The organism is Methylocaldum marinum (assembly GCF_003584645.1).
GTDB lineage: Bacteria > Pseudomonadota > Gammaproteobacteria > Methylococcales > Methylococcaceae > Methylocaldum > Methylocaldum marinum.
In genome coordinates this window covers 2,568,007-2,588,147 of record NZ_AP017928.1, presented here as the reverse complement: position 1 = coordinate 2,588,147, position 20,141 = coordinate 2,568,007, and the positions used below count along the sequence as shown (strand labels likewise).

Here is a 20,141-nt window from a genome sequence, read left to right as displayed (position 1 = left end):
AAGCGAAACCCTTCGATGGCGAGTTACGACGTAACGCGCCAAGCTAGGATTCATGTTCATTCTTAAGCTGCAAGGGTGCGGTGAGGCACGAACCGCACCGGACCTAGCTCCAGGCGGCCAGGCCGGAGGCGGCGTCGATTGCGCCAGCATCATCGCCAGCCAGGTACGCTGACGCTGGCCGCCGGACAGCGTGTCCAGGGGTTGCTCGCGAACTCGGTCAGATCGGTGAGCCGCAGCGCCTCTTGTACCGCCTCCTCGTCTTCGGAAGACCAGCGGTGCAGCAGCCGCCGATGCGGATGGCGGCCGAGTGCGAGCAGCGACGCCACGCGCAAACCGGCCGGCGCTTGCGGGAACTGCGGCAGAAAGCCGATGCGCCGCGACAGGGCCGCGGTCGAAAGTGCGCCCAGCTCGTGGTTCCCCAGCCGCACCTGCCCTGACGCGGGCCGGTGAAGGCGGGCCAGGCAGCGCAGTAGGGTGCTCTTGCCGCACCCGTTGGCGCCGACGATCGCGGTGATGCGACCGGGCGGAATGGGCACGCTGAGATCGTTCAGCACGGTCTTCGCGCCGTAGCCGGCGCAAAGGTTCTCGACGCGCAGGTCCAGCATCAGATAACTCCGTAAGACGAAGGCCGCAACAGCAGAAAAGGCCCGCCCAGCAGCCCGGTCACGACACCGGCCGGTACTTCGACCGGCGGCGCGAGCACTCGTCCGAGCAGATCGGGACTCGCCAGGCGGTTACGCGCACGCGCCTGCAGCAGGGCGCCGGCGCATCCGAGCGCGGAGCCGACCACCAGCGCCGCGCACAGCCGTGGCAGTCGAATCTGAACGACCAGGGTGTTCAGCCAGGCCGGCGTGCGGATGTGTCAGCGAACCGAGCAGCCAGAACCGGAACTGGTCGAGGTTGGCGCTGCTCGCCAGCGACAACCAAGCGGTCAGACTTTGGCAGGTGGCGCCGATCGCGAGCCCTGCCAGCACCAGGCGCAGCGGCGAGGCCTGGCCGCGGCCGGCATGCGCGAGCATTAACGCGAAGGCGCTGCCCGTCAGCGCCCCGCTCAGAGCCCAGCCGATTTGCGCGCCCGGCGTCAGACCGCCGGCCAGCGCAATGGTCTCCAACTGGGTCAGCCGCTCCGGATCGGCTTGACCGCCGGCGAGTATCAGATCCGGCTGCAAGACCACGATGCGGCCCAGCGAGGGCTGGGCGAAGTTGCCGAGACTTTCGATGCCGGCGGCGCGCGTGCCGAGATAGGCGGGCGGGCGTTCGCCGCCGCGGGCGTTGGCGGCACCGGTCGGCCGTAAGCCGAGGGCGAGTAAGGCGTCCAGATCCAGTTCGCTCAGCGCCAGTATCCGCTGCGAAGCGGCGGGTATCCGTACCGCCCGCCACACTGCGTCGGTCATGTTTCGGCTCCCAAGGTCCGGTGCCGCCGAATCCGGGGTGGAACGGTCACAGGCCGTCAACAGCAAGAGCAGGAGAATCGATGCAAGACTCAGCGCCGGATTCATGAATCGGTCTCCATAAGCCGATGCCGTTCGTCGTGATAATCCTCCTCCTTTCGGCCGCGACGCCAGTACGGCACCGCGTACAGCGACTCGGCCGGCACACCGCGGTCCCGGCGCAGGTGGCGGCGGATGGCGAGCACCGTGTCGTTCTCGCCGGCGACGGTGGCGAAGATCCGGGCCGACGACGGCCAATCGATTCCGCGCACCGCGTCCGGCAGCCGGCCGGGCGCGGTCCTTCCGGCCACTCCGGCCCGCCGGGCCCGATTGTCGGCAAGACCGCCACGACGACGGGGCAATGGCACGAACAGTTTGAGGTGTGCGCCGGGACCGGCATCCGGGAAGTCATGCAGTTCCTCGGAGAAGAAACGGACGCGAAGCAGATGCGGACTCAAGCGTTCGGTTTGTCGCACCGTCGGCCGGCGCGGTGCAGCGAAGAAGGGGGACAGTGACAGCGGACATTGCACGTTCAATTCGAAATTAGGGAGAATTCTAAGCGGTGCGTAGCGTCCGGAAATCTCCCTAGCCGCAGGATTGATCGGAACGAAAAACAATGTGCGCGTTTCGCAAACGCCTTGTTCCGGCGTCACGGTCCGGCCGAGCGTTTTCGTCGGCAAAGGATTGCCAATCGGTCGGGAATCCTTTCCCGACATCGCTGCCCGGCCGACGGCTTTTGCGATAAAACCTTCGTGGGGCGTGGAGGAGCGTCGATTATCGCCCATAAGGGATGCCTCCGGTTGATTGTCCGGAATGCGTCGGCATTTCAGTGAAGCCGTTCTGATCGTGGCGAGGTTCAGATGTCCGTTCGCCTTTAAATTCGAACGCCCGTGTACGTGCTCTTAAATCCAAGGCGAAAATCCGTCGCGGGTCAGACAGGTTCGTCCGGTATTGTCGACCTGCGCTGCGAATCAAGATGAGATCGTTGATCGCGGCCCATGAGGCAGAATCAATCCGAAATTGCCGGCCCGATGCCGGAGTGAGCGTCGGCGACGCCTCGCTTCCTCAGAGATCGTGCCAGGATCGCCAAAGTGGTGCCATTATGCAGTAGTGCGGCGGCGACCGGCGGCACCCAGCCGAAGGTGGCCGCCACGAGCAGCGCCGAGTTGACCCCTACGTCGAGGCGGAAATTGCGGGCGATCCGGCTCCGAGTGCGAACTGCGAGTTCTCGCGCCCGGGCCAGGCTCTCCAGGTCATCACGCAGCAGAATCACGTCGGCCGCTTCTCGCGAGAGGAGTACCCCTCGTGGCATGGCGACGCCGATTTGAGCCGCGACCAGCGCGGAAGCATCGTTGACGCCGTCGCCGACGAACACCACCTTGCGACCATCTGCCTTCAGCGTCTCGACGACTTGCAGCTTGTCGTCGGGCGATTGCTCGGCATACAGCCGAGCGATGCCCAGCTCTTTCGCCAGAGCTTCGGCCCGGTGGCGGGCATCCCCGGTCAACATGATCTGATCGTTGATGCCCAAATCCTTAAGCCGGGCGAGAACGGCACCGGCCTCTTCGCGTATCCGATCGCTCAGGGCAACGAGCCCTATCAGGGTTTTGTCCTCCGCTACGTAGAGCAGGGTCTTGCTTTCCGCCAAGCGATCGCAAATGAGCGGCTGATCGGAGGCGAATGAAATGCCGAGATGTTCTTCCAGGTAATGGCGACTGCCCACGAAAACGTCCTTCCCGTTGATCTCGGTCTGCAGGCCATGGGCGATCACGAATTCGACCGCTCCGGGATCGACATGGCGATAGCCCACTGTTTCGGCATATTTCACCAGGGCTTCGGCATACGGATGCCGGGTGTGTTCTTCCAGGGAGGCAACCAGGGCAAGTAGCTGCTCTTCGGAGCGATCCGGACGCAGGGGGATGACATCGGTGATTTCCAGCCTGCTTTGGGTGAGGGTGCCGGTTTTGTCGAACACGACGGTGTCGGCATCCGCCAGATTTTCCAGCACCTGGGCGCCCCGGAACAAAATTCCGGCCTCGGCGGCGTCGTGCATGCCCGAGATGAAGGTGAGCGGCGTGCCCAGCTTGAGAGCGCAGGAGTAATCGACCAGAAACACCGAAGCCACCCGCTTGGGGTCCAGGGTCAGGCCGAAAATCAGCCCGCCAAGGGCAAAGGTCAGATAGACCAGCCGGTCGCCCAGCCGCTGGCTGTTCGACGGGTGGCGCAGGGATTCTTCGATATACCGACCCAGACTCGCCGCCGCGGTATTCTCGCCCACACGTATCGCCCTGAGTACCAGCCGGCCGTCCACCGCCAGACTTCCGGCCAGTGCTTCATCGCCCGGTTCCTTGCGCACCGGCACGCTTTCGCCGGTCAGGGAGAAGTGGTCGAGCAGGGCCGAACCCTGTTCCACGCGGCCGTCCACCGGAACCGGATCGCCCGGCCCCACTACCACGAGTTCGTCCGAGCGGATGTCACCGGCATCGAGCCGGCGGAGTTCCCCGTCACGTTCCACCCAGGCCAGTTCCGGCGGGCGTTTCAACAATTGTTTGAGCAGACTGTGGGCTTGGCGTTCGGCACGGGCCTCGAGATAGCCGCCGGTCCGGACCAGAAGATGGGTGGCATTGGCGGTGAAAAAGCCGCCATGTCCCGCTGCGATGCTCACCGCGAGAGCGTCCAGCACTTCCACTTTGACGCCGCGATTCAGTAGGGTCCGGATGCCCTTGGCCACGGTCGGACTGATTGACGCCAGGGTGACCAGGGACTTGAGCGGGGCCGGCAGCAAGGGCAGCGAGAGGAGCGCCAGGGCAGAAACGACGAGCGGTGTACGTTCCCGACGGGAGGAGGGGTAAGGATCGCATTCGTGCCGGAACGCATTCGCCGGCAGGGCGGCGAGCCATTGCAGCAGGCCGGCGCGGACTTCGGCACCGCCGCCATAGGTGACGACCAGCGAACGGGCCCGGCGATTGGTCCGGATCTCCCGCACCCCGTCCAGAGCCAATACCTCGGCTTCGAACTCGTCCGAGGCAAGGCAGGGATGACCGAGGCGGGCGAGCCGTAGCCGTATTCGGCCGGGGAGATCATGGGCGATGCGAAAACCCGTTACCTGTGTGTTCATCTCCATACTAAGCAGCTTCGTCGGGGTCTTTTCTTCTCAGGCCCATTCCGGCTCGATTCTCCTGAGACCCGTGTTTTCCCGAGCGGTTCGGCTTGACGCAGTCATGATTAAGATGATAGTGATTCTCATCTCTCATTGCCCGCGCTTATGCGATCGTGCCGGTTTATCGGATGTCTTCATAAATTTCAAGGTAATGCGACAATGAACTTCGGACGCGACTCCCTTGCCCTTGAATCCGGCGCCATCGAACTGGCGGACGAGGACCGTCGTCGGCTCGAAGAAGCCTTTCACCGGCTCGAACATCCCAGCTTTGCCGCACATCTGGCCCACGTCATCGGCACACCCGTCGACAAGGGGCTCAAGCTGATTCCGCCGCGCTGGCATGGCCGGTTCTCCCGGAGCCTGCAGACGGCCATTGGCCGGCTTTTGAAAACCGTGGTCAACCGTCTTGGGCGGGGACGGCCGCGCAGCGAGCGCTTCTATCGCTATTTGGGGCGGAGCGCGGGTGCGCTCGGGGGATCGTTGGGCGGCCCCGCGCTCTTGGTGGAACTGCCTGTCACCACGTGGATCATGCTGGCGGCCATTGCCGAGATCGCCCGCAGCGAAGGCGAGGATTTGAGCCTGCTGGAAACCCGCCTGGCTTGTCTGCAGGTTTTCGCCTTGGGCGGACGCTCGAAGTCCGACGATGCCGCCGACACCGGGTACTACGGATTGCGTCTCGCCCTCGACGCCTCGGTCCTACAGGCATCCCGCCATAGCCGAGCCGGAGCGCCGGCCATCAACCAGATGATGCTCATCGTATCCGAGCGTTTCGGAGTGGTCGTGTCGGAGAAGGCCGCCGCGGAAATGCTGCCCTTGGCCGGGGCAGTCGGCGGTGCTCTCATCAATGATCTGTTCATTCGGCATTTTCAGCACATGGCCCGCAGCCATTTCGCCATCCGCCGGTTGGAGCGCCGCTATGGCCGGGATTGCATCGAGGCCGAATACCGGAAACTGAAATCGGTTCGGCGTGAGGGCTGACAGCCCCTGGCGCATGGATAAGCGTATCGAATTATCCGCCAAGAGGGGGCAGCGTTGCGAGGCGCCCGGAACGCGCATTTCGGGAACGGAGTCCCGGCCTACTCGCGCGTTCGCGAGGGTGGATATGAAAATGCTCTAAGTGCCGAGGCGGCCTGATCGGCACGGGTAAATTCGCAGGTCAATCCCGAGTTCCTGGCCCAAGGTCGTTCTCTCCGAGCTCCGTCAGGGGACGAACTTCGCTGATGATGTCTTCGCCGCCTGAAGGCGTCGGGATGCCGAGTGCCATGTGGCTCTTGCGGTAGCCGTAGAGGAAATAGCAGATCAGGCCGATCGTGCCCCAGACCGGAAACACCAGCTTGGCATGCGGCGGCAGAAACAGGAAAAGTCCCAGGCAACCGGCGACGGCGAGCGGCGCCACGATCCACACGGCCGGGGTTTTGAACGGTCTGGCGCGGTGCTTGTCCTTGACACGCAGGATCATCACCGCGAGTGCAACCACCAAAAACGCGAACAGTGTGCCGGAATTGGAAATATCGGCCAGCTTGCCTACCGGAAAGAAAGCAGCGGCAAGGGTGACCGCGAAACCCGTTACCAGGGTGACGACGTGCGGCGTCTTGAACCGCGGATGAATCCGGCTCAGCGCTTCGGGAAGCAGACCGTCGCGAGCCATGACGAAGAAGATGCGGGTCTGGCCGAACAACATCATGAGAATGACGGAAGGCAGCGCCAGGAAAGCCGCGAGGCCTATCAGATTGCCGATTTTGGTCCAGCCGATTTGACGGAGAACCTGGGCCAGCGCCTCGCGCGAGCATACCAGCGGTTCCTGTCCCAGCGCGGCCAGCGACCGGCATTGTTCGGCGAGCGCCACCGAGCCGGGCGGAAGGCCGCGGCCGGCCGGGTCCAGGACCGGCTGAGCGCCTACCGCACCGATGGCGCCGGCTGAAACGAGCAGATAAAAAAGCGTACAAATTCCCAGAGAACCGATCAATCCGATCGGTACATTGCGTTGCGGGTTCTTGGTTTCTTCCGCCGCGGTGGAAACCGCGTCGAAGCCGACATAGGCAAAAAAGATCGAAGCCGACGCGGCGACGACGCCCGACCCGCCCAGGGGCGTAAAGGGGTGGAAATTTTCCCCGTTCACGGCGGGCAGCGCGAGCGCGGCGAAGGCCGTGAGCGCCACGACCTTGACGGTAACGAGGATGGCATTGAAGGTGGCGCTTTCCCGCGTGCCGATCACCAGGAGAGCGGTCACGATCAGGCAAATGAAGACCGCCGGCAGATTGACGGTGCCGCCGGCATAGGGGCCGTTCGCCAGGGTGGCCGGGATGGTCAGTCCCAGGGAGTGCTGCATCAGTCCGACGAAATAGCCCGACCAGCCGACGGCTACCGCGCTTGCCGCCACGGCATATTCGAGGATCAGCGCCCAACCGACCAGCCAGGCCACACCTTCGCCGAGTACGGCGTAGGAATAGGTGTAAGCGGATCCTGAAACCGGAACCATCGAGGCAAGTTCGGAATAACAAAGGGCCGCAACGGCACAGACGAAACCGGCGATGACGAAGGACAGCATCATGCCGGGGCCGGCCTTTTGAGCCGCCTCGGCGGTGAGGACGAAGATGCCGGTTCCGATGATGGCGCCGACGCCCAGTAAGGTCAGCTGCCAAGCGTCCAACGATCGATGGAGGGCTTTCTTTTCGGCCGTGGCGAGGATGAGGTCGAGTGGTTTCACGCGCCAGAAAAGCATGGATTTTCCCTTGAGTGATGCAGGTTTTGGTTAATTTGAACCAGAATTTAGGACAGTTTAGTTGGAAATGCCAGATCCTGTCCCGGGTCGTGGAAGAGGGCGGGGCGTAGCAACGGCCGCTTTCGGCCAAAACCTGACCACAGCCCGCGAGAACGTGTAAGATCCACAGCAGGCCGTCAACGAAGGAAGAATTCTATGCGTCCGATCGTATTGCTCGGCATGATCCTCGGCTATGGGATTCTCAGCGTTCCCGGTGCGGCGGACGTGGACCACACGCTTGCGCTCAGCGTCGTCCAGATCCAAGCCTATCCGAAGGATGCGAGGGCTTTTGTCGGCTCCGGTGTCGTCCTCGATCACAATCTCGTGGCGACCAATTGCCACGTTACCCGGCATGCCAATGCCATCGTTATCGGGAAGGGCGCCTTACGCTATCGCGCCGCCAGCCAGCGCGCCGACCTGAACCACGACTTCTGCATTCTGGAAGCACCGGGCATTGCGTTACCGGCCGCGAGCCTAGGGACTACGGCGGGACTGTCCGTCGGACAGCCGATTTATTTGTACGGCTATCCCCGTGCCATCGGCATCGCCTTTGCCGAAGGCCGCATCGAAGATTTGCATCCTTATGACGGCAGCCGGATCATCGAAACGTCCGCCGCTTTCGTCCAGGGTGCGAGCGGCAGCGGGATTTTTGACCAGGCCGGCCGACTGGTCGGTTTGGCCACGTTTCTCTCCGCAGGCGGCGAGGCCGGGTACTATGCCATTCCCGCCGATTGGATTCCCCCTCTCACCGCCGCTCCGCCGCAGCCGATCGAACCCTTGTCCGGCACGCTGTTTTGGGAAAACACCTCCGCGCTTCCGGCGTTTCTGAAAAGGAACGGCGGCCGGCCGGCCGTGCCGAACCTTTCGCCCGGGCCACGCTGAAGGCGAGTCGGAGACACCGATCTCTCCGCTTGAGTCCTTCGACAGGCCCAGGACGAACGGAATCAAGAAGTATGAAGGACGCTGTGCCGGCATAGCCTTCGGAAGGACCACGTTCGCGTTTTCTCCGTCCGCTTCCCCGGAACCTCGTCTTCCCGATGAAAATCCTCCGCCTGAACTCCGATCGTCCTTCGGCGGGGCGTTCGTCAATGGATATGCATTTCCCGATTTCCGGCCTTGTCGCTTCTTTGCAGCAGATACCTGTCCTGGTCTCCGGGCATGGGCGCACCGTCGCTGCTGAGATAGAGCAAAGTACCTTCATCCTTGATGGCGAGTCGGCGCTGCGGGGCATCTTTTCTGGGGGTCAGCACGACCATGCCTTTGGCGTCGTCCCATTCGTATTTCCCTTTTTCGAAGGACTCTCTGTTTTGCGGCTTTGCGGGTTGGACGACCAGAAGATAATTGTTCTTGGCATTCAAAGACAGGGTCATTTTCAGACCATTGCACTTTTCTTCATGGCACGGCAGGTAGCCGTAGAAGACGCCCCGAAATTGGTTCGCTGCTTCGGAACGGGCATGAGCCGAATGATCCATGGCGCCAAGCTGGCGCTGTTCGCGAGCTTTGAGTGCTTTTTCCTGGATTTCTTTATCGCTCTCCGCCCAAGCGGTATTGAGCGAGGACAGCAGTGCGCCGAAAAAAATGAATAACACCTTTTTAGTCATTGGTCTGCTCGATGCTTTCATAGGGATTTCTCTAGTTCTATGTCCGAAACACCCGCGTAGCCTGCGAGGCGGGTATTCATGCGACATTGTACGCCAACTAGTGCGTATTACCGTGCGTAAAGAAAGTAAGGCCCTGTTCGAACCGCCCTCACCCCAACCCAATCACGCCGCACATTCCCTGTGCGGAGCCGCAAGCGGCGCTTACGCGCGTTCCCGTTCGCCGGGAGCGAACGGGAACGCGCGAAGCACGGCCCGAAGGGCGAGCCTCAGGGATGAGGCGAGAAAATCGGCCTCGCCACGCGACGCTGTCCCGCTTCGCTCGCGCGTCCGGGGCAGCCCATCCCTGGCCTGCCCAGTCGTCGCGTTGCGCCTCACCCTGCCGATTTGTCCCGGGGGGAGAGGGGCTCTTGTCGCTTTACTGTCTTGACAAATAGTAACTCGATGCTCATGTTCCGGCTCGCCGTGCGCCGGCGACTGGCTTCGGATGTTCAAGCCACGAAGTTGCCGGGGGTTCAGAAGCTCAGAATGGCGTTCGCAAAGACCGTGTTGTATTCGTAATCGGAAAGCACTCGGCTGGAATCGCGGCCTCCCGCGCGGTAGCCGATATTCAATTGTCCGTGGTCGGTAAAGTCGTAGGACAGCGACAATTGGCCGTTTAAGACCGTGTCCATGCGGGTTTTTTCACGGGCCCCCAGGTCCGGATCGCCCGCGTATTCCTGCTCTTCCCAGCTGAATTTCGCTTGTACCGAGATCTTCGAAGTGGCGGACCAGGTGGGGCTGATGCTGAACCCGTTGGCGATGATATAGCTGGCGGTGAGGTCCTGAGTGCCGGTCAGCAGATTCCGCCAGGCGGATAGCGCTATCGACGTCTTGCCGGTGGGCGTCCATTGGTAATTCACCTGCCATATTTCACCTTCGAAATCCCTTTGGGAAAACTCCTCGTGGCTGCGGATGAGATAGCTGATATGTCCGTCCAGCACGGACTTTCCGGTTATTTTCCAATTGTAGACCGCTCCGAATTCATATTCCTTATACCGATTGTCGATCAGAGTCGATAATCTTCTCTCTCGATTCGGCAGGCGTGCGTCGGTGTGACGAAATTGCAAGCCGATCGAGTTCGCGGCAGGGGATTGATAATGTATGCCCATGATGCCGGTATTGCTTGTAAAATCCAGGAATCGGCGTTCTGAGGCGCTATGCTGGCTATCCAGCCATTGGTATTTTGCGTTTAGGCGCCAACTGGCGTTCGGCCGGTAATTGATATCGAATAATGCGGTATCGTCTGAAATCAGATCTTTTCCGAAAAACCGGGTATTGACGAATCTTCCCATATACCGCCGATAGCCGTAATTCATGGTGCCGGTGAAGGATTTGCCGACCTGCCATTTCCAGATGCCTTTGCCGGACAGCGAGATATGGTCCAGCTGATCGTTATTGACATAGCGATTGTCGCCCATGCTTCCTTGAAAAGTAAATTCCTGAAGACCCAGAGGAAAATAAAGCTTTGCGCCGGCGGAAAGCCGATTATTCAAATCCCAGCGTTCCGCTTTTCCGGTCAGAGATTTTGCATCGATACCGTCTGAAAGCCGAAATAGATTATCTTCATAAATCAAGGACTCCGAAACATAGGGTTGAAAAGTATCGGTCTCATCAGCGGCACCGAAGGATGTTCGCGTCCAGGCCGAAACGAGTAGAGTAACAGCATATATCGTGCTATACGTTATATGTCGTCCAAATAATATTGAGCGATACTGTCGTTTCACATGCTTCCGCAGAGCCGGAATAAACGAGTATGACCATGTCAACAAGAACCCTTTTTCTCCTGACTGTTTTGGCGGCGGCGAGTGCGGTGCCGCTGCAGGTATTGGCTTATGAGCGCGAAACTGTTTCGTCATTGAGCGATGAAGAAATTAGGAAAGCGTTCGCCGAACTCAAGGCGGGTCGCGGCAATTTCGCTCCGGCGCGCGAGGCGCGAGAAGATTGGCTTCGTGCCCGACAGCTGAGCGATTCCGACCCGCGCTGGAAATCCTGGGTAAAGGAACGGACTCGAGAGCTCGACACCTGGATGGGAAAGCCGAGGGACAAGGCGGGGCGCGTGGCCGGCTGGGTGCACGACTATGTCGAACGGAAAACCGGGAAACTGCTCAAATGGTCGCCCAAGGATCCGGAACCGGCGGAGGAGGGCGGACGGGAAAAGTTTCACGCCGCCTGGATCGCCTACAACCGCATTTACAACATCGCTCGCGTGCAGGACGCGGCGCGCCTGTTCCGACTGACCGGGGCGGATCGTTATCGCGACTGGGCCGCTTCGCAGCTGGATTTCTACGCCGATGCGTACAGCGGCTTTCCGCTGCAAACCTGGAACGGCCGCGCGCGGCTGATGACCCAAAGCCTGGACGAGGCCAAGCACGGTTTGATCCTGCTGGAAGCGGCACGACTGCTGCGTGGCAGCGTTGCCGAGGATCGCCGGGCTCATTGGCGGGATCGGCTGTTCTTGCCCATGGCCGAAAATCTTCGCCAATCGTCGTCGGGTGATCATAACATCGCAGTGTGGCATGCTGTCGCTATTACCCTGGTCGGCCTCGAATTCGGTACCCCGGCCCTGGCCGATTTCGGCAAGCGGGACGAGATGGGCATTTCGAAACTCCTCTCGAGGGCGGTATCCCCCGATTATTTCTGGCACGAGATGACGCTTTCGTATCAGGACTATGTGGTTGAAGCGCTTTGTCAGCTATTTATCGGTGCCTCCCTGCGGGGCAGGCTCGGCGAATTCAAACGGGAACTTTGGATCGCCCAGAACCTCCTGATCGCGCCGGTCGTCGTGCGTTTTTCCAACGGCGACGCGCCTACCCTCAACGATTCTCCGCCGCGACGGAAAACGCCCAATCTCAAACGATGGCGAGAATCGCGACGGGTACTTCCCACCGCGATTGGTCTGATCGAGGCGCAGGGAAAGCTGGGCTGGAACAATCTGCTCGACCCGCCCGAGCCGGATCCGAACCGGACCGATCTCCCGCCCGTCGTCTCCCGCAGGGTCCCGGGCTTGGACGGCGTGCTGATCCGCAAGGGCGACTGGCAGGCCTTTCTCCGGTACGGGCAAGGCGCCCGCTATCATGCACAACAGGAATCCCTGACCTATGAGCTCCAATACAAAAACGTGTGGCTGCTGCGCGACTCCGGTACGGTCGGCTACGGCTCGCCGCTCCATCGCGAATATTTCCGGCGCGCCGTCGCCCATAACGTTCCCCTGGTGGACGGCGACGGCCAGCAGCCTTGGCCTTCCGTCGGTCAAGTCGACCTGTTCGATCCGGACGGGGCCGGCATAACGGTGTCCCATGCGGAATACCGCCGCAAGGTGACGGCGTCGCGAAAGTTGGCCGTAATCGGGGACGAATTCGTGGACGAAATCAGGATTGCCCGCAAGGATCGCTCGCCCAAGGCGCTCGGCTTCGTGCTGAACACGGGCTGTTCCGTATCCGCGCCGGGAGCGGAAGCGTCCGCGGGTCTGCGTCTGCCGGACACCCAGCCTTTCCGCCGCTGGCAGAATTGGGCTGCGTTCCGGATGCCCGAGCGCTGGACGGTCACGCTGGATTGCCAAGGCCAGCGCTTTGCCCTGCAAGTGCAAGGCGACCGGGATCAGCGGGTATTCGTCGGAACCGTGCCCGACTCGACGGCGCCTTATACCCGGAACGGCCTTTATGTCGAAACCACTGGGAGCGACGCGGTTTTCCGCGTCGCCTTCAAGCCGCTGGGTGCCGGAGCCGTGCGCTGACACGGCGGCCGGGATACCCGCGCGGCGGGACGTCATGAGGGACGGACGGTCACCCGTCATGAACATTTCCCAGCAAGGGCGAAAGATTGAGTTCGGCCAGGCGCAGCACTTCGGGCAATTTCAAGGCTACCTGCTCGGCGAGTCCCTGTTTGGCGTCGAGCGCCGCCGAGACCGTTTTAGTAAATTCCGCCGGATCGCGGATGCGGTCGGGCGGCATCATCAGGGATTCGGGCAGGCCGAAGTGTTGGAACAGTCCCTGGAACTTGTCCTGGTAGGTAATCACCGCCACCGGTACGCCTTGACCCAGGGAGGCGATCGCAAGGTGCATCCGGCCGGTGACCACGAAATCGGTACAGCCCGCCAAGGCCTTCAGCTCCGCCGCGTGCAGAGGGGCCGAGGGATAAATCGCGTGTTCGCCGAAATCGGCCCGAATCCTTTCGTAAATCGGTCCCAGCACGGCGTCGTCTCCCAGGGTTCCGCCCCTGAAATCGTGGGGAATCAAGAGGAAACTGACCGGCCGTCGGTCATGCAGGCCGGATAGCGTGGCCACCGCGGAATCGACCAGGGCCTGAAGCTGCACGGGGTCGCCGCTTTTGATCAGCATCGGGTGGAGATTGAAGCCGCATACCGTTCTGCCCCGGGCACGCTGTTGTTCGGCCCAGGCCCGTATCCTTGTCACCTCGGACCCGTCGGTCCGGGGATGGAGCAGAAATGCCGAATCGGCCACCAGGCGTCCGGGAATGTTGGAAAAACGGTTGAAGCGTTCCAGGGAAACGGCATCGCGGACACAAACATTGAGCGCCGGGTCCAGGGCGTTCAGGCATTTGCCCAGCTTCGGAGAAGGGCTGGCGTTGAAGGAAAATCCGAGCACGACCGCGGGCTTGCCCATGCGGGTCGCGAGATCGCCCAGCATCCACAGGCGCAGCGAGGTGATGGGCGTGTAATAGCCGTCCAGGACGTCGCCGCCCACGATGGCCACGGCATCGTAACGCGCCACGGTATCCAACACTCTGCGGAAGGACCAGGGATTGGCCCAGACCGGTTCGGGGGTTACGCCGGGTTCGATGTTGGCATGGGAAGCCTCCCCGCCATAGGAGAAAATGCCGAAGCGGCAGTCGGGTATATGGCGGCGGACGCCTTCCACCAGCGCCGCGATCATGGCCTCGTCGCCTTTCGACCCCGTCAGCGAGATGACATCCGCAGGTGCGATGATGATGGACCGGACGTCCTGCCGGGTTTGGGGGGCGGGCGGGATTTGCGCCAGCCGCTTGCGCTCCTTGCGCCACTCATCGTAGAGCAGGGGGATGCGGACCGATTCCCGCATCCGGGACCGTACACTTTTGAAACTAAGCTTTACATTCATCGTGTTGCTTGCTTTTGGATGGAATCTTGTTGACGGCGGCCTTTAAGCTTGCCGATGGCATCCATCAGCGGCTTTCTTCCGAAGGCCAGCGCGAGAACCCCATAGGCGAGGCCGCCGGCCAGTGCCAGCAGCGGCAGCCTAAACACCGGTGCGGCGATCGTTTCTTCGATCCACGGCCGACACTGCGTCACGGCGAGAAAAAGTACGGCGCTGGCCATGACAAACGGACACACCCGGCGAACGATGCGCCGGATCGATACCCCGAGATATTTCCGCCCGAAGTAGAAGCTGACCGGGGTGGTCAGGAGTTGGCCGAACACGTAAGTCTGCACGATCACCGGCAGAGGACATCCGCGGGTTGCGGCCAGCACGCCGACAGTGGTCGCGGCCCTGACAATGACGATCAGGAACGAGATGCCGGGCTTGCCTACGGCGTTGAGTCCGGTTCCGTTGTAATACTGCATGGTCTGTACCGCGCCGAGCAGGGCCAAGGGTTTCAATATTTCGGCGCTTCCCGCCCAGACGCTTCCGAACACCACCACGCAGAGTTCCGGAGCTACCGCCGAAACCAGGACCAGGCAGGGAACCGCGAACGCGGCGGTAGCCGTCATCGCTCGATAATAGGCCTCGGCCAGCCGCTCGCGTTCGCCGGCGATGCGGGAGAACCCGGCATGAGCCACGTCCAGGACGACCGAGCTGAGGAGTTGCATCAAGATGGCGTAGAGACGGGAGCCGACCGAGTAGAGCCCGAGCGTGGCGGCGCCCAGCCACGCCCCTATGGCAAGCTCGATGACACGGGTGTTGGCGAAATCCAGCAAGCGCATGCCGAGGATATTGCCGCCGTAGCGGAGCAACTGTCCGAACCCGGCGGTACTGAGTCCGAGGCCCGGTTTCCAGATCGGCTTCAGCCAAAGCAATAGCAAGTTGACCGTCGCATTGGTCAGAAATTGGCCGACCAGGCTCCAGACACCGAATCCTGCCAGGGCCAGCCAAACCCCCGCCGCTCCGCTGATGACGGTGGCGACTAGGGTCCGGACCGCCAGCCAGCGATACTGGAAATTCCGCCGAAACAAGGCGAGCTGGCAGAACCCGAGGGCATTGATCAAAATCCCCAGGCAGGCGATGCGGAGAATCCCGGTCAAGCGCTCGATCTCCATCGCCGCGGCGATGAGCGGCGCGCACCACCAGATCGCCGCTACCAGTAGTGCCGCCAGGATGAAATTGGCCAGGAATGCCGTATTCAGCTCCTCCGGACTGATCGCGGGCTTTTGTACGATGGCGTCGCTCAGGCCCTGTTCGGCGAAGAGTTCGATAAAGGCGAGGACGGCGGCTGCCGCGGCGAACACGCCGAATTCCTCCGGCGACAAGATCCGAGCCAGCAGGAAAAAGATGACGATGCCGGCGAGCCGTCCTCCCCAACTGCGAACGACCGACCAGATCAACCCGGAGCGAACCTGCTTGCCCAGCGGCGAGGTGGTGCTGCTCATGCTTTCCGTCTAAAGCTCCAGGGCGGCATCCAGATGCGCAAAGAACGACTCGCCGGAAAAGCGCGACACGTAGCGGCGGGCGTTTTCGCGAAGGCGCGCGCGCAGTTGCGAATCTCCGCTCCATTGCAGAATTGCCGCGGCGAAATCGGTGGGATCGTCCGAGATGCCGAGAGGGCTGTCGGCAGAGGGTGGAAATCCGGCCGCTCCGACGCCGGTGGTGATGCAGGGCAGGCCGAAGGCGAAATAGTCCAGCATCTTGATCTTCATGCCGCTTCCGGCGCGCACCGGATTAATGGCGAACTGGGCCGTGCCGGCCAGTTCCGAAAGGTCTTCCACGCGGCCGTGGATTACCACGCCGGGCGTGTCGGGATTCAAGGCCAGCCCGGCTTCGCCGGCCACGTCCAGGACCAAGTCCTGCCGCACCTTCCGCACCAGGGGCCAGACATTCGCCAGAAACCAGCGCAGCCCGTCGACATTGTGAGGTGCTCGACTGCCCAAATAGAGAATGCGGGGTTCGGCGACCGCCCGTTGCTCGACAGGGCGGGCGTCGACCGGCGCCGGAACGGCGACGATCCTTGCCGCGGGCACCAGCTCCCGCAAGTCGCGGGCATCCTCGTCGCTGATCGCGAGCAGCACGTCGAAACGGCCGGCAAGGGCCTGCTCCTGCTCCGCGCTTACCGCCGGCAAGGCGGTCATGCCCCGCGCCGCCAGGGAGGCACAGCGTTTGTGAAATACATCGTGGGCGATCAGCAGCTTGCGCGTTCGGGGAGGCAAGGCGTCCAGGATCTGCGCCCGAAAAACGGTATCGACGAACACGTAGTCGGGAGCGAGGCGAGCCAACATCGGGTTCAGCCGGCGCAGATCCGTCCCGTTCAGGTAACGGCCGATGATGGCGGTTTTGTTCTGCGATATACCGCGCCAGTTTGCCAGACGGCGGGCCCAGGCGCCGCCCAGGCTGTCGAGCAGCCAACGGTAAACCGATCGAACCAGCGCCCGCGGGCTTGCGACCAGATGCCAGTTTCCCAATCGAACCGTTCCCGGCAGATGGATTTGAAGCGCTGTACAGCCGACTCGGCTCCGGGGGCGGAACAGCGGCGCCGGCAGGCGCGGCCCGCTGATCACCAGGTGGCCCTCGAAGCCCCGCGCTTCGAGGTATTTCACGAAAGCGTGGTTATACGTGGAATATCCGTTCAGCCCCGGAATCGGCAAGTCCTCGCACAGAAGAACCGCGATCGGACGGGAACGCTCGGCGTTGGGCATGGTCATTTCAGTTCCCATTGCAGCAACAGCTTACGCTGGACGGGCAGGAAATTGTCGTCGGAAACCACGGTGACCACGGTCTTTCCCAGTTCGTCGCGGTGGGCCGAAATGCCTTCCATATTGTCGATTTCGTGAAACAGACGATTTGCTTCCAACAACGACGGTCCATCCAGTATCGCTCCGGGCCGGATGTCGGCCGCCGGGATCCGGCGGAGCCGCATCGCGAATCCACCGAGCAGGGAGAGCCTGCGCTCGAGCAACAGCAAATCGCCCTCGGGCACAAACGCCGCGTCGCTGATGTCGTAGCCATCCTTCAGGCGAACCTTGAGTTCGAGAGCCGCGCCGTCCTTCAGAATCCAGGCCGGGGCCAGGCCGCGTCCGGTTCGGTCGCGCTCGGCAATGGCGAGCAGCGAACCGCCGAAATCATGGCCGGCCGGGAGCATGGCAAGCGCTTCCAGGCCACGGCCCTTGGGCAGGGCTACGATGTCCGGAGGAACCGGCAGGAGCCGGCCGCGCTGCAGCAATAAATCGGATTTCGGCCGGAAGTAGGCGACCCCGTTGCGGAATCCCTCGAACCCTACGTAAGCGGCTTCGCCGGCCAGCGCGATAGACTCCAGATCGCCTTTGCCGCTTTCCCGGAGGGGCGCACCTTCGGCTCCCAGGACCGGCGCCATGACGATGTCGGCGAGGCCGCCGGGACGGCCGGCGTCGTAGAGGAGACGGCCTTGCACCCAGTATCCGGCGTCGGTGACGGCAATGAAACCATGGCCCTGATCCGTCACTCTCAGGCCGGAAATTCCGCCGAAATGCGGCGAGGCGGATTCGATCACCAGGCCGCCCCGAAAGGTCAGCGGCGACTCCGGATCCGCCGCGGCGCCGAATCTCGAAAACTCGGCAATCGCACGGGTGGCTACCGGAATCGGCGTGAGCGCGAGCAAGGGTTCCCTAGGCTTGAAGCGGAGTCGGTCCCGGCCGACCGCTCCGGCTATGATGAGCGCCGCCAGGGCGATGAGCCACCATCGGCGGCGCAGGGCGAGGCCGGTTCGGTCCGAAGCTTTCGTCATGCCGGTATCGTCGGGCCTATCATGAGCGGACACAACGTCCGCTATGGCAGTGTCGTGGCGGTTCTGCACGGGTTTTCTCACGACCGGGCCGGCGCGCTGCGACGGGCCTTCAGCGCCAGCCTCAACGCGCGCAAGAAATCGGAGCAGGCCAGCTCGCGGCGCAGCAGGAGATAGAATCCCACCAGCACTTTTCGCGCGGTCTGCAGGGCGACCGCCCGGCTCGCGGCGGCACTTCGGGACAGCGCATACAAGCTGCCGGCGTAGTACTGTCCGCGCACCCATTTGAGGCGATCGCGGTGTCCCACCAAGGGGGCGTCGATCCAGACCGCTTTTCCGGCGGAGCCGACATAGGCGCGCAGGGCGTAATCGAGATCCTCTCCGCCGTTGATCGGAGCGCCGATACCCAAGGCTTCGTCGAAATGGCCGGTTTGCGCGGCGCGAGCGGCTCGGATGAAGATCGTGTTGGACGAGGCATTGGCGACAAACCGGCCGGCCTTCACCGCTCGAGCGACACGCAAGTCGACCGGCAGGTCGGAGAGCACTGACGGTGAGGACGCATACCGGCATATGGCGAGGTCCAGGGCAGAATCGCCGGCGAACAGTGCCAGTATGCCTTCCAGGGTGCCCGCCGGGTACCAGGCGTCGTCGTCGGGGAATGCAACCATCAACGAGCGCTCGAACACGCCGTCTGTATGCGCCCGGTCGAGAAGGAGATTCCGCGCCCTGGAGAGCGACACTCGCTCGGGAATGGCCGTCGCCCGGATGTAGTCCGGCAGTTCGGGCAGCGGCCGACCGGCGTCGTGGCGCTGCAGCAGCAGATACTGAACGACGCGGAGTCCGGACGTCGCGATCGCTCGCTCGACGCTCCGGATCATCCGTTCCAGTTCGTCGCTGCGTCCGCCCGCGCTGTCGGTGGTGGTGAAGAGTAGGGCGTCCACTTCCGCGTAGCGCCCGCGTTCGATTGCGGGTACGGCGCTCATGAACGCTCGCTCCGGATGGTTCGCTCTTGTTCCGGGGAATCGTGGCGGCCGGAGCGGTTCGTCAACGCGCGATCGTAGGCCGCCAGCAGATTGGATACCTGGTCGGGCCAGTGGAAGTGTGTCCTTGCCCGCTCCAGGGCGCGCTCGGCATAGTTGCGGCGCAGCCGCTCGTCCTTCAGTAATACGCCCAGGGCGGATGCCAGTCCGTCGTGGGTGTGATCCGGCGCGTAGCGGGCGGCGTCCCCGAGCAGGCGTTGGGTCTCCCCGAGCTTGAAAGCGACGACGGGCACTCCCAAAGCGGAGTATTCGAACACTTTGTTCATGCTGATCTTGTCGTTGTACACATCGAACGGATCGGGAATGACCCCGATATCGAAGCTGGACAGGGCCGCCAGGAAGGGTTCGCCCGACAGGAAGCCGGTGAATCGGCAGACATCGCCTACGCCCAGGGATTCGGCCAGGGCTTTCAGCGCCGGAAGTTCGGGGCCGTCGCCGACGATCTTGCAGGTGAACTTCGGCACGCCGGATTCCTTGCGCAGCGCGGCGACGGCGCGAATCAGGTTGTCCACCCCGTCCTGGGCGCCCATGACGCCGACGTAGCCGACCGTGACGGCGTCTTTCGCTTCCGTCGTCGGCACCCGTTTGAACTTGTTGAGGTCGGGGATGCTGTACACGGTGAAAACGTCGTCCGGATGTTTGCCGCCGCGGGTTGTGGCGAGACCCTTGAACGTTTCGTTGGCGGAGATGACGACGTCCGCGAAGCGGAAGGTGAGTCTTTCGAAAATCCGTAGCAGGGTGTGCATCGGACCGCGTTTCTTGAACTTCGATTCATAGAGCTCCGGGCAGATGTCGTGATGATCGAAGATCAACGCCCGGTCCAGCGCCTTGTAGGGCAGGGCGACCAGGAACAACAGATCGGGCGGGTTGCAGATGTGGATCACATCGAAACCATGGCGTCGAAACGCCTTGAACGCCAAAACCGTTTCGTGGAACAGGGCCGCGCCGTATTCCAGCAAAAAGCCCAACGCGCCCTTGGCTTCCAGGGGCAGGGGATGGCGGTAGACCCGGATGCCGTCGATCACGGTTTCCCGCTCGGGACATTTTTCCGTGGCCGGGCAAATCACCGTGACGCCCCAACCGGCATCACGCAGTGCGGTTGCCTCCTGCCACACGCGCCTATCCAGCGGTACCGGAAGGTTTTCGACGATGATCAGACAACTTGGCATGCAAACCCCCATGAGATTTCCTGTTCGTTTTGGTTTA

The 20,141-nt window shown here is 62.4% G+C and carries 17 protein-coding genes; 3 read left to right on the top strand and 14 right to left on the bottom strand.

Going from position 1 to position 20,141, the window contains the following annotated elements; translation table 11 throughout:
* Positions 1 to 149: 149 nt before the first annotated feature.
* The 5 genes from sS8_RS11180 to sS8_RS11160 form a co-directional block, all read right to left on the bottom strand.
* Positions 150 to 605, bottom strand: a complete 456-nt coding sequence (locus sS8_RS11180; RefSeq protein ID WP_119629713.1) for an ABC transporter ATP-binding protein — start codon at positions 603 to 605, stop codon at positions 150 to 152.
* The gene (locus sS8_RS29915) at positions 605 to 790 is read right to left on the bottom strand and encodes an iron chelate uptake ABC transporter family permease subunit (protein WP_408631169.1); all 186 of its coding nucleotides are present in this window, start codon (positions 788 to 790) and stop codon (positions 605 to 607) included. Before sS8_RS29915 ends, sS8_RS11180 begins: the two co-directional genes overlap by 1 nt.
* On the bottom strand, positions 735 to 1,499 hold the full coding sequence (locus tag sS8_RS29145; RefSeq protein WP_119629711.1) for an iron chelate uptake ABC transporter family permease subunit: 765 nt from the start codon (positions 1,497 to 1,499) through the stop codon (positions 735 to 737). Before sS8_RS29145 ends, sS8_RS29915 begins: the two co-directional genes overlap by 56 nt.
* Entirely contained in the window at positions 1,496 to 2,215 is a 720-nt protein-coding gene (locus sS8_RS11165) for a siderophore-interacting protein (RefSeq protein WP_119629710.1), read from the bottom strand. Before sS8_RS11165 ends, sS8_RS29145 begins: the two co-directional genes overlap by 4 nt.
* A gap of 224 nt (positions 2,216 to 2,439) precedes the next feature.
* Entirely contained in the window at positions 2,440 to 4,554 is a 2,115-nt protein-coding gene (locus sS8_RS11160) for a heavy metal translocating P-type ATPase (RefSeq protein WP_119629709.1), read from the bottom strand.
* A gap of 195 nt (positions 4,555 to 4,749) precedes the next feature.
* Between sS8_RS11160 and sS8_RS11155 the strand changes: the two genes are divergently transcribed.
* A complete protein-coding gene (locus sS8_RS11155; RefSeq protein ID WP_119629708.1) occupies positions 4,750 to 5,568 on the top strand; it encodes an EcsC family protein in 819 nt (272 codons plus the stop codon).
* 178 nt (positions 5,569 to 5,746) lie between these two features.
* On the opposite strand, the gene sS8_RS11150 is transcribed toward sS8_RS11155, so the two are convergent.
* On the bottom strand, positions 5,747 to 7,312 hold the full coding sequence (locus sS8_RS11150) for an amino acid permease (protein WP_119629707.1): 1,566 nt from the start codon (positions 7,310 to 7,312) through the stop codon (positions 5,747 to 5,749).
* A gap of 195 nt (positions 7,313 to 7,507) precedes the next feature.
* Between sS8_RS11150 and sS8_RS11145 the strand changes: the two genes are divergently transcribed.
* A complete protein-coding gene (locus sS8_RS11145) occupies positions 7,508 to 8,233 on the top strand; it encodes a S1 family peptidase (protein ID WP_119629706.1) in 726 nt (241 codons plus the stop codon).
* A gap of 203 nt (positions 8,234 to 8,436) precedes the next feature.
* Here sS8_RS11145 and sS8_RS11140 read toward each other — a convergent pair whose 3' ends face one another.
* Together sS8_RS11140 and epsL are read right to left on the bottom strand one after the other, a co-directional pair.
* Positions 8,437 to 8,952 carry a copper resistance protein NlpE gene (locus sS8_RS11140; protein ID WP_232020603.1) on the bottom strand — a complete coding sequence of 172 codons (516 nt, stop codon included), beginning with the start codon at positions 8,950 to 8,952 and terminating at the stop codon, positions 8,437 to 8,439.
* A gap of 512 nt (positions 8,953 to 9,464) precedes the next feature.
* Positions 9,465 to 10,847 (bottom strand): XrtB/PEP-CTERM-associated polysaccharide biosynthesis outer membrane protein EpsL, encoded by a 1,383-nt coding sequence (gene epsL / locus sS8_RS11135; protein WP_119632734.1) that lies wholly within the window; start codon positions 10,845 to 10,847, stop codon positions 9,465 to 9,467.
* Here epsL and sS8_RS11130 point away from each other — a divergent pair.
* Complete coding sequence (locus sS8_RS11130; RefSeq protein WP_170161046.1) at positions 10,751 to 12,724, top strand: heparinase II/III domain-containing protein; 1,974 nt, start codon at positions 10,751 to 10,753, stop codon at positions 12,722 to 12,724. The genes epsL and sS8_RS11130 overlap by 97 nt on opposite strands.
* Before the next feature lie 49 nt (positions 12,725 to 12,773).
* Here sS8_RS11130 and sS8_RS11125 read toward each other — a convergent pair whose 3' ends face one another.
* The 6 genes from sS8_RS11125 to sS8_RS11105 all read right to left on the bottom strand — a co-directional run bounded on the left by sS8_RS11125 (position 12,774) and on the right by sS8_RS11105 (position 20,104).
* Positions 12,774 to 14,087 (bottom strand): polysaccharide pyruvyl transferase family protein, encoded by a 1,314-nt coding sequence (locus tag sS8_RS11125; protein ID WP_119629703.1) that lies wholly within the window; start codon positions 14,085 to 14,087, stop codon positions 12,774 to 12,776.
* Positions 14,084 to 15,574 carry a lipopolysaccharide biosynthesis protein gene (locus sS8_RS11120; RefSeq protein ID WP_119629702.1) on the bottom strand — a complete coding sequence of 497 codons (1,491 nt, stop codon included), beginning with the start codon at positions 15,572 to 15,574 and terminating at the stop codon, positions 14,084 to 14,086. The genes sS8_RS11125 and sS8_RS11120 overlap by 4 nt, the downstream gene beginning before the upstream one ends.
* A gap of 9 nt (positions 15,575 to 15,583) precedes the next feature.
* Positions 15,584 to 16,840 carry a glycosyltransferase family 4 protein gene (locus sS8_RS11115; protein WP_170161045.1) on the bottom strand — a complete coding sequence of 419 codons (1,257 nt, stop codon included), beginning with the start codon at positions 16,838 to 16,840 and terminating at the stop codon, positions 15,584 to 15,586.
* Positions 16,837 to 17,898, bottom strand: a complete 1,062-nt coding sequence (locus sS8_RS11110) for an esterase-like activity of phytase family protein (RefSeq protein ID WP_170161044.1) — start codon at positions 17,896 to 17,898, stop codon at positions 16,837 to 16,839. The genes sS8_RS11115 and sS8_RS11110 overlap by 4 nt, the downstream gene beginning before the upstream one ends.
* A gap of 77 nt (positions 17,899 to 17,975) precedes the next feature.
* A complete protein-coding gene (locus sS8_RS28095) occupies positions 17,976 to 18,878 on the bottom strand; it encodes a hypothetical protein (RefSeq protein WP_170161043.1) in 903 nt (300 codons plus the stop codon).
* Positions 18,875 to 20,104 carry a glycosyltransferase family 4 protein gene (locus sS8_RS11105; protein WP_170161042.1) on the bottom strand — a complete coding sequence of 410 codons (1,230 nt, stop codon included), beginning with the start codon at positions 20,102 to 20,104 and terminating at the stop codon, positions 18,875 to 18,877. The genes sS8_RS28095 and sS8_RS11105 overlap by 4 nt, the downstream gene beginning before the upstream one ends.
* Positions 20,105 to 20,141: the final 37 nt, after the last annotated feature.

What these genes read in the sequence shown, in the direction of transcription:
- sS8_RS11180 (WP_119629713.1), bottom strand. Translation starts at nt 605, where the DNA reads ATGCTGGACCTGCGCGTCGAGAACCTTTGCGCCGGCTACGGCGCGAAG.
- sS8_RS29145 (WP_119629711.1), bottom strand. Translation starts at nt 1,499, where the DNA reads ATGAATCCGGCGCTGAGTCTTGCATCGATTCTCCTGCTCTTGCTGTTG.
- sS8_RS11165 (WP_119629710.1), bottom strand. Translation starts at nt 2,215, where the DNA reads ATGGGCGATAATCGACGCTCCTCCACGCCCCACGAAGGTTTTATCGCA.
- sS8_RS11160 (WP_119629709.1), bottom strand. Translation starts at nt 4,554, where the DNA reads ATGGAGATGAACACACAGGTAACGGGTTTTCGCATCGCCCATGATCTC.
- sS8_RS11155 (WP_119629708.1), top strand. Translation starts at nt 4,750, where the DNA reads ATGAACTTCGGACGCGACTCCCTTGCCCTTGAATCCGGCGCCATCGAA.
- sS8_RS11150 (WP_119629707.1), bottom strand. Translation starts at nt 7,312, where the DNA reads ATGCTTTTCTGGCGCGTGAAACCACTCGACCTCATCCTCGCCACGGCC.
- sS8_RS11145 (WP_119629706.1), top strand. Translation starts at nt 7,508, where the DNA reads ATGCGTCCGATCGTATTGCTCGGCATGATCCTCGGCTATGGGATTCTC.
- sS8_RS11140 (WP_232020603.1), bottom strand. Translation starts at nt 8,952, where the DNA reads ATGACTAAAAAGGTGTTATTCATTTTTTTCGGCGCACTGCTGTCCTCG.
- sS8_RS11130 (WP_170161046.1), top strand. Translation starts at nt 10,751, where the DNA reads ATGTCAACAAGAACCCTTTTTCTCCTGACTGTTTTGGCGGCGGCGAGT.
- epsL (WP_119632734.1), bottom strand. Translation starts at nt 10,847, where the DNA reads ATGACGAAACAGTTTCGCGCTCATAAGCCAATACCTGCAGCGGCACCG.
- sS8_RS11125 (WP_119629703.1), bottom strand. Translation starts at nt 14,087, where the DNA reads ATGAATGTAAAGCTTAGTTTCAAAAGTGTACGGTCCCGGATGCGGGAA.
- sS8_RS11120 (WP_119629702.1), bottom strand. Translation starts at nt 15,574, where the DNA reads ATGAGCAGCACCACCTCGCCGCTGGGCAAGCAGGTTCGCTCCGGGTTG.
- sS8_RS11115 (WP_170161045.1), bottom strand. Translation starts at nt 16,840, where the DNA reads ATGACCATGCCCAACGCCGAGCGTTCCCGTCCGATCGCGGTTCTTCTG.
- sS8_RS11110 (WP_170161044.1), bottom strand. Translation starts at nt 17,898, where the DNA reads ATGACGAAAGCTTCGGACCGAACCGGCCTCGCCCTGCGCCGCCGATGG.
- sS8_RS28095 (WP_170161043.1), bottom strand. Translation starts at nt 18,878, where the DNA reads ATGAGCGCCGTACCCGCAATCGAACGCGGGCGCTACGCGGAAGTGGAC.
- sS8_RS11105 (WP_170161042.1), bottom strand. Translation starts at nt 20,104, where the DNA reads ATGCCAAGTTGTCTGATCATCGTCGAAAACCTTCCGGTACCGCTGGAT.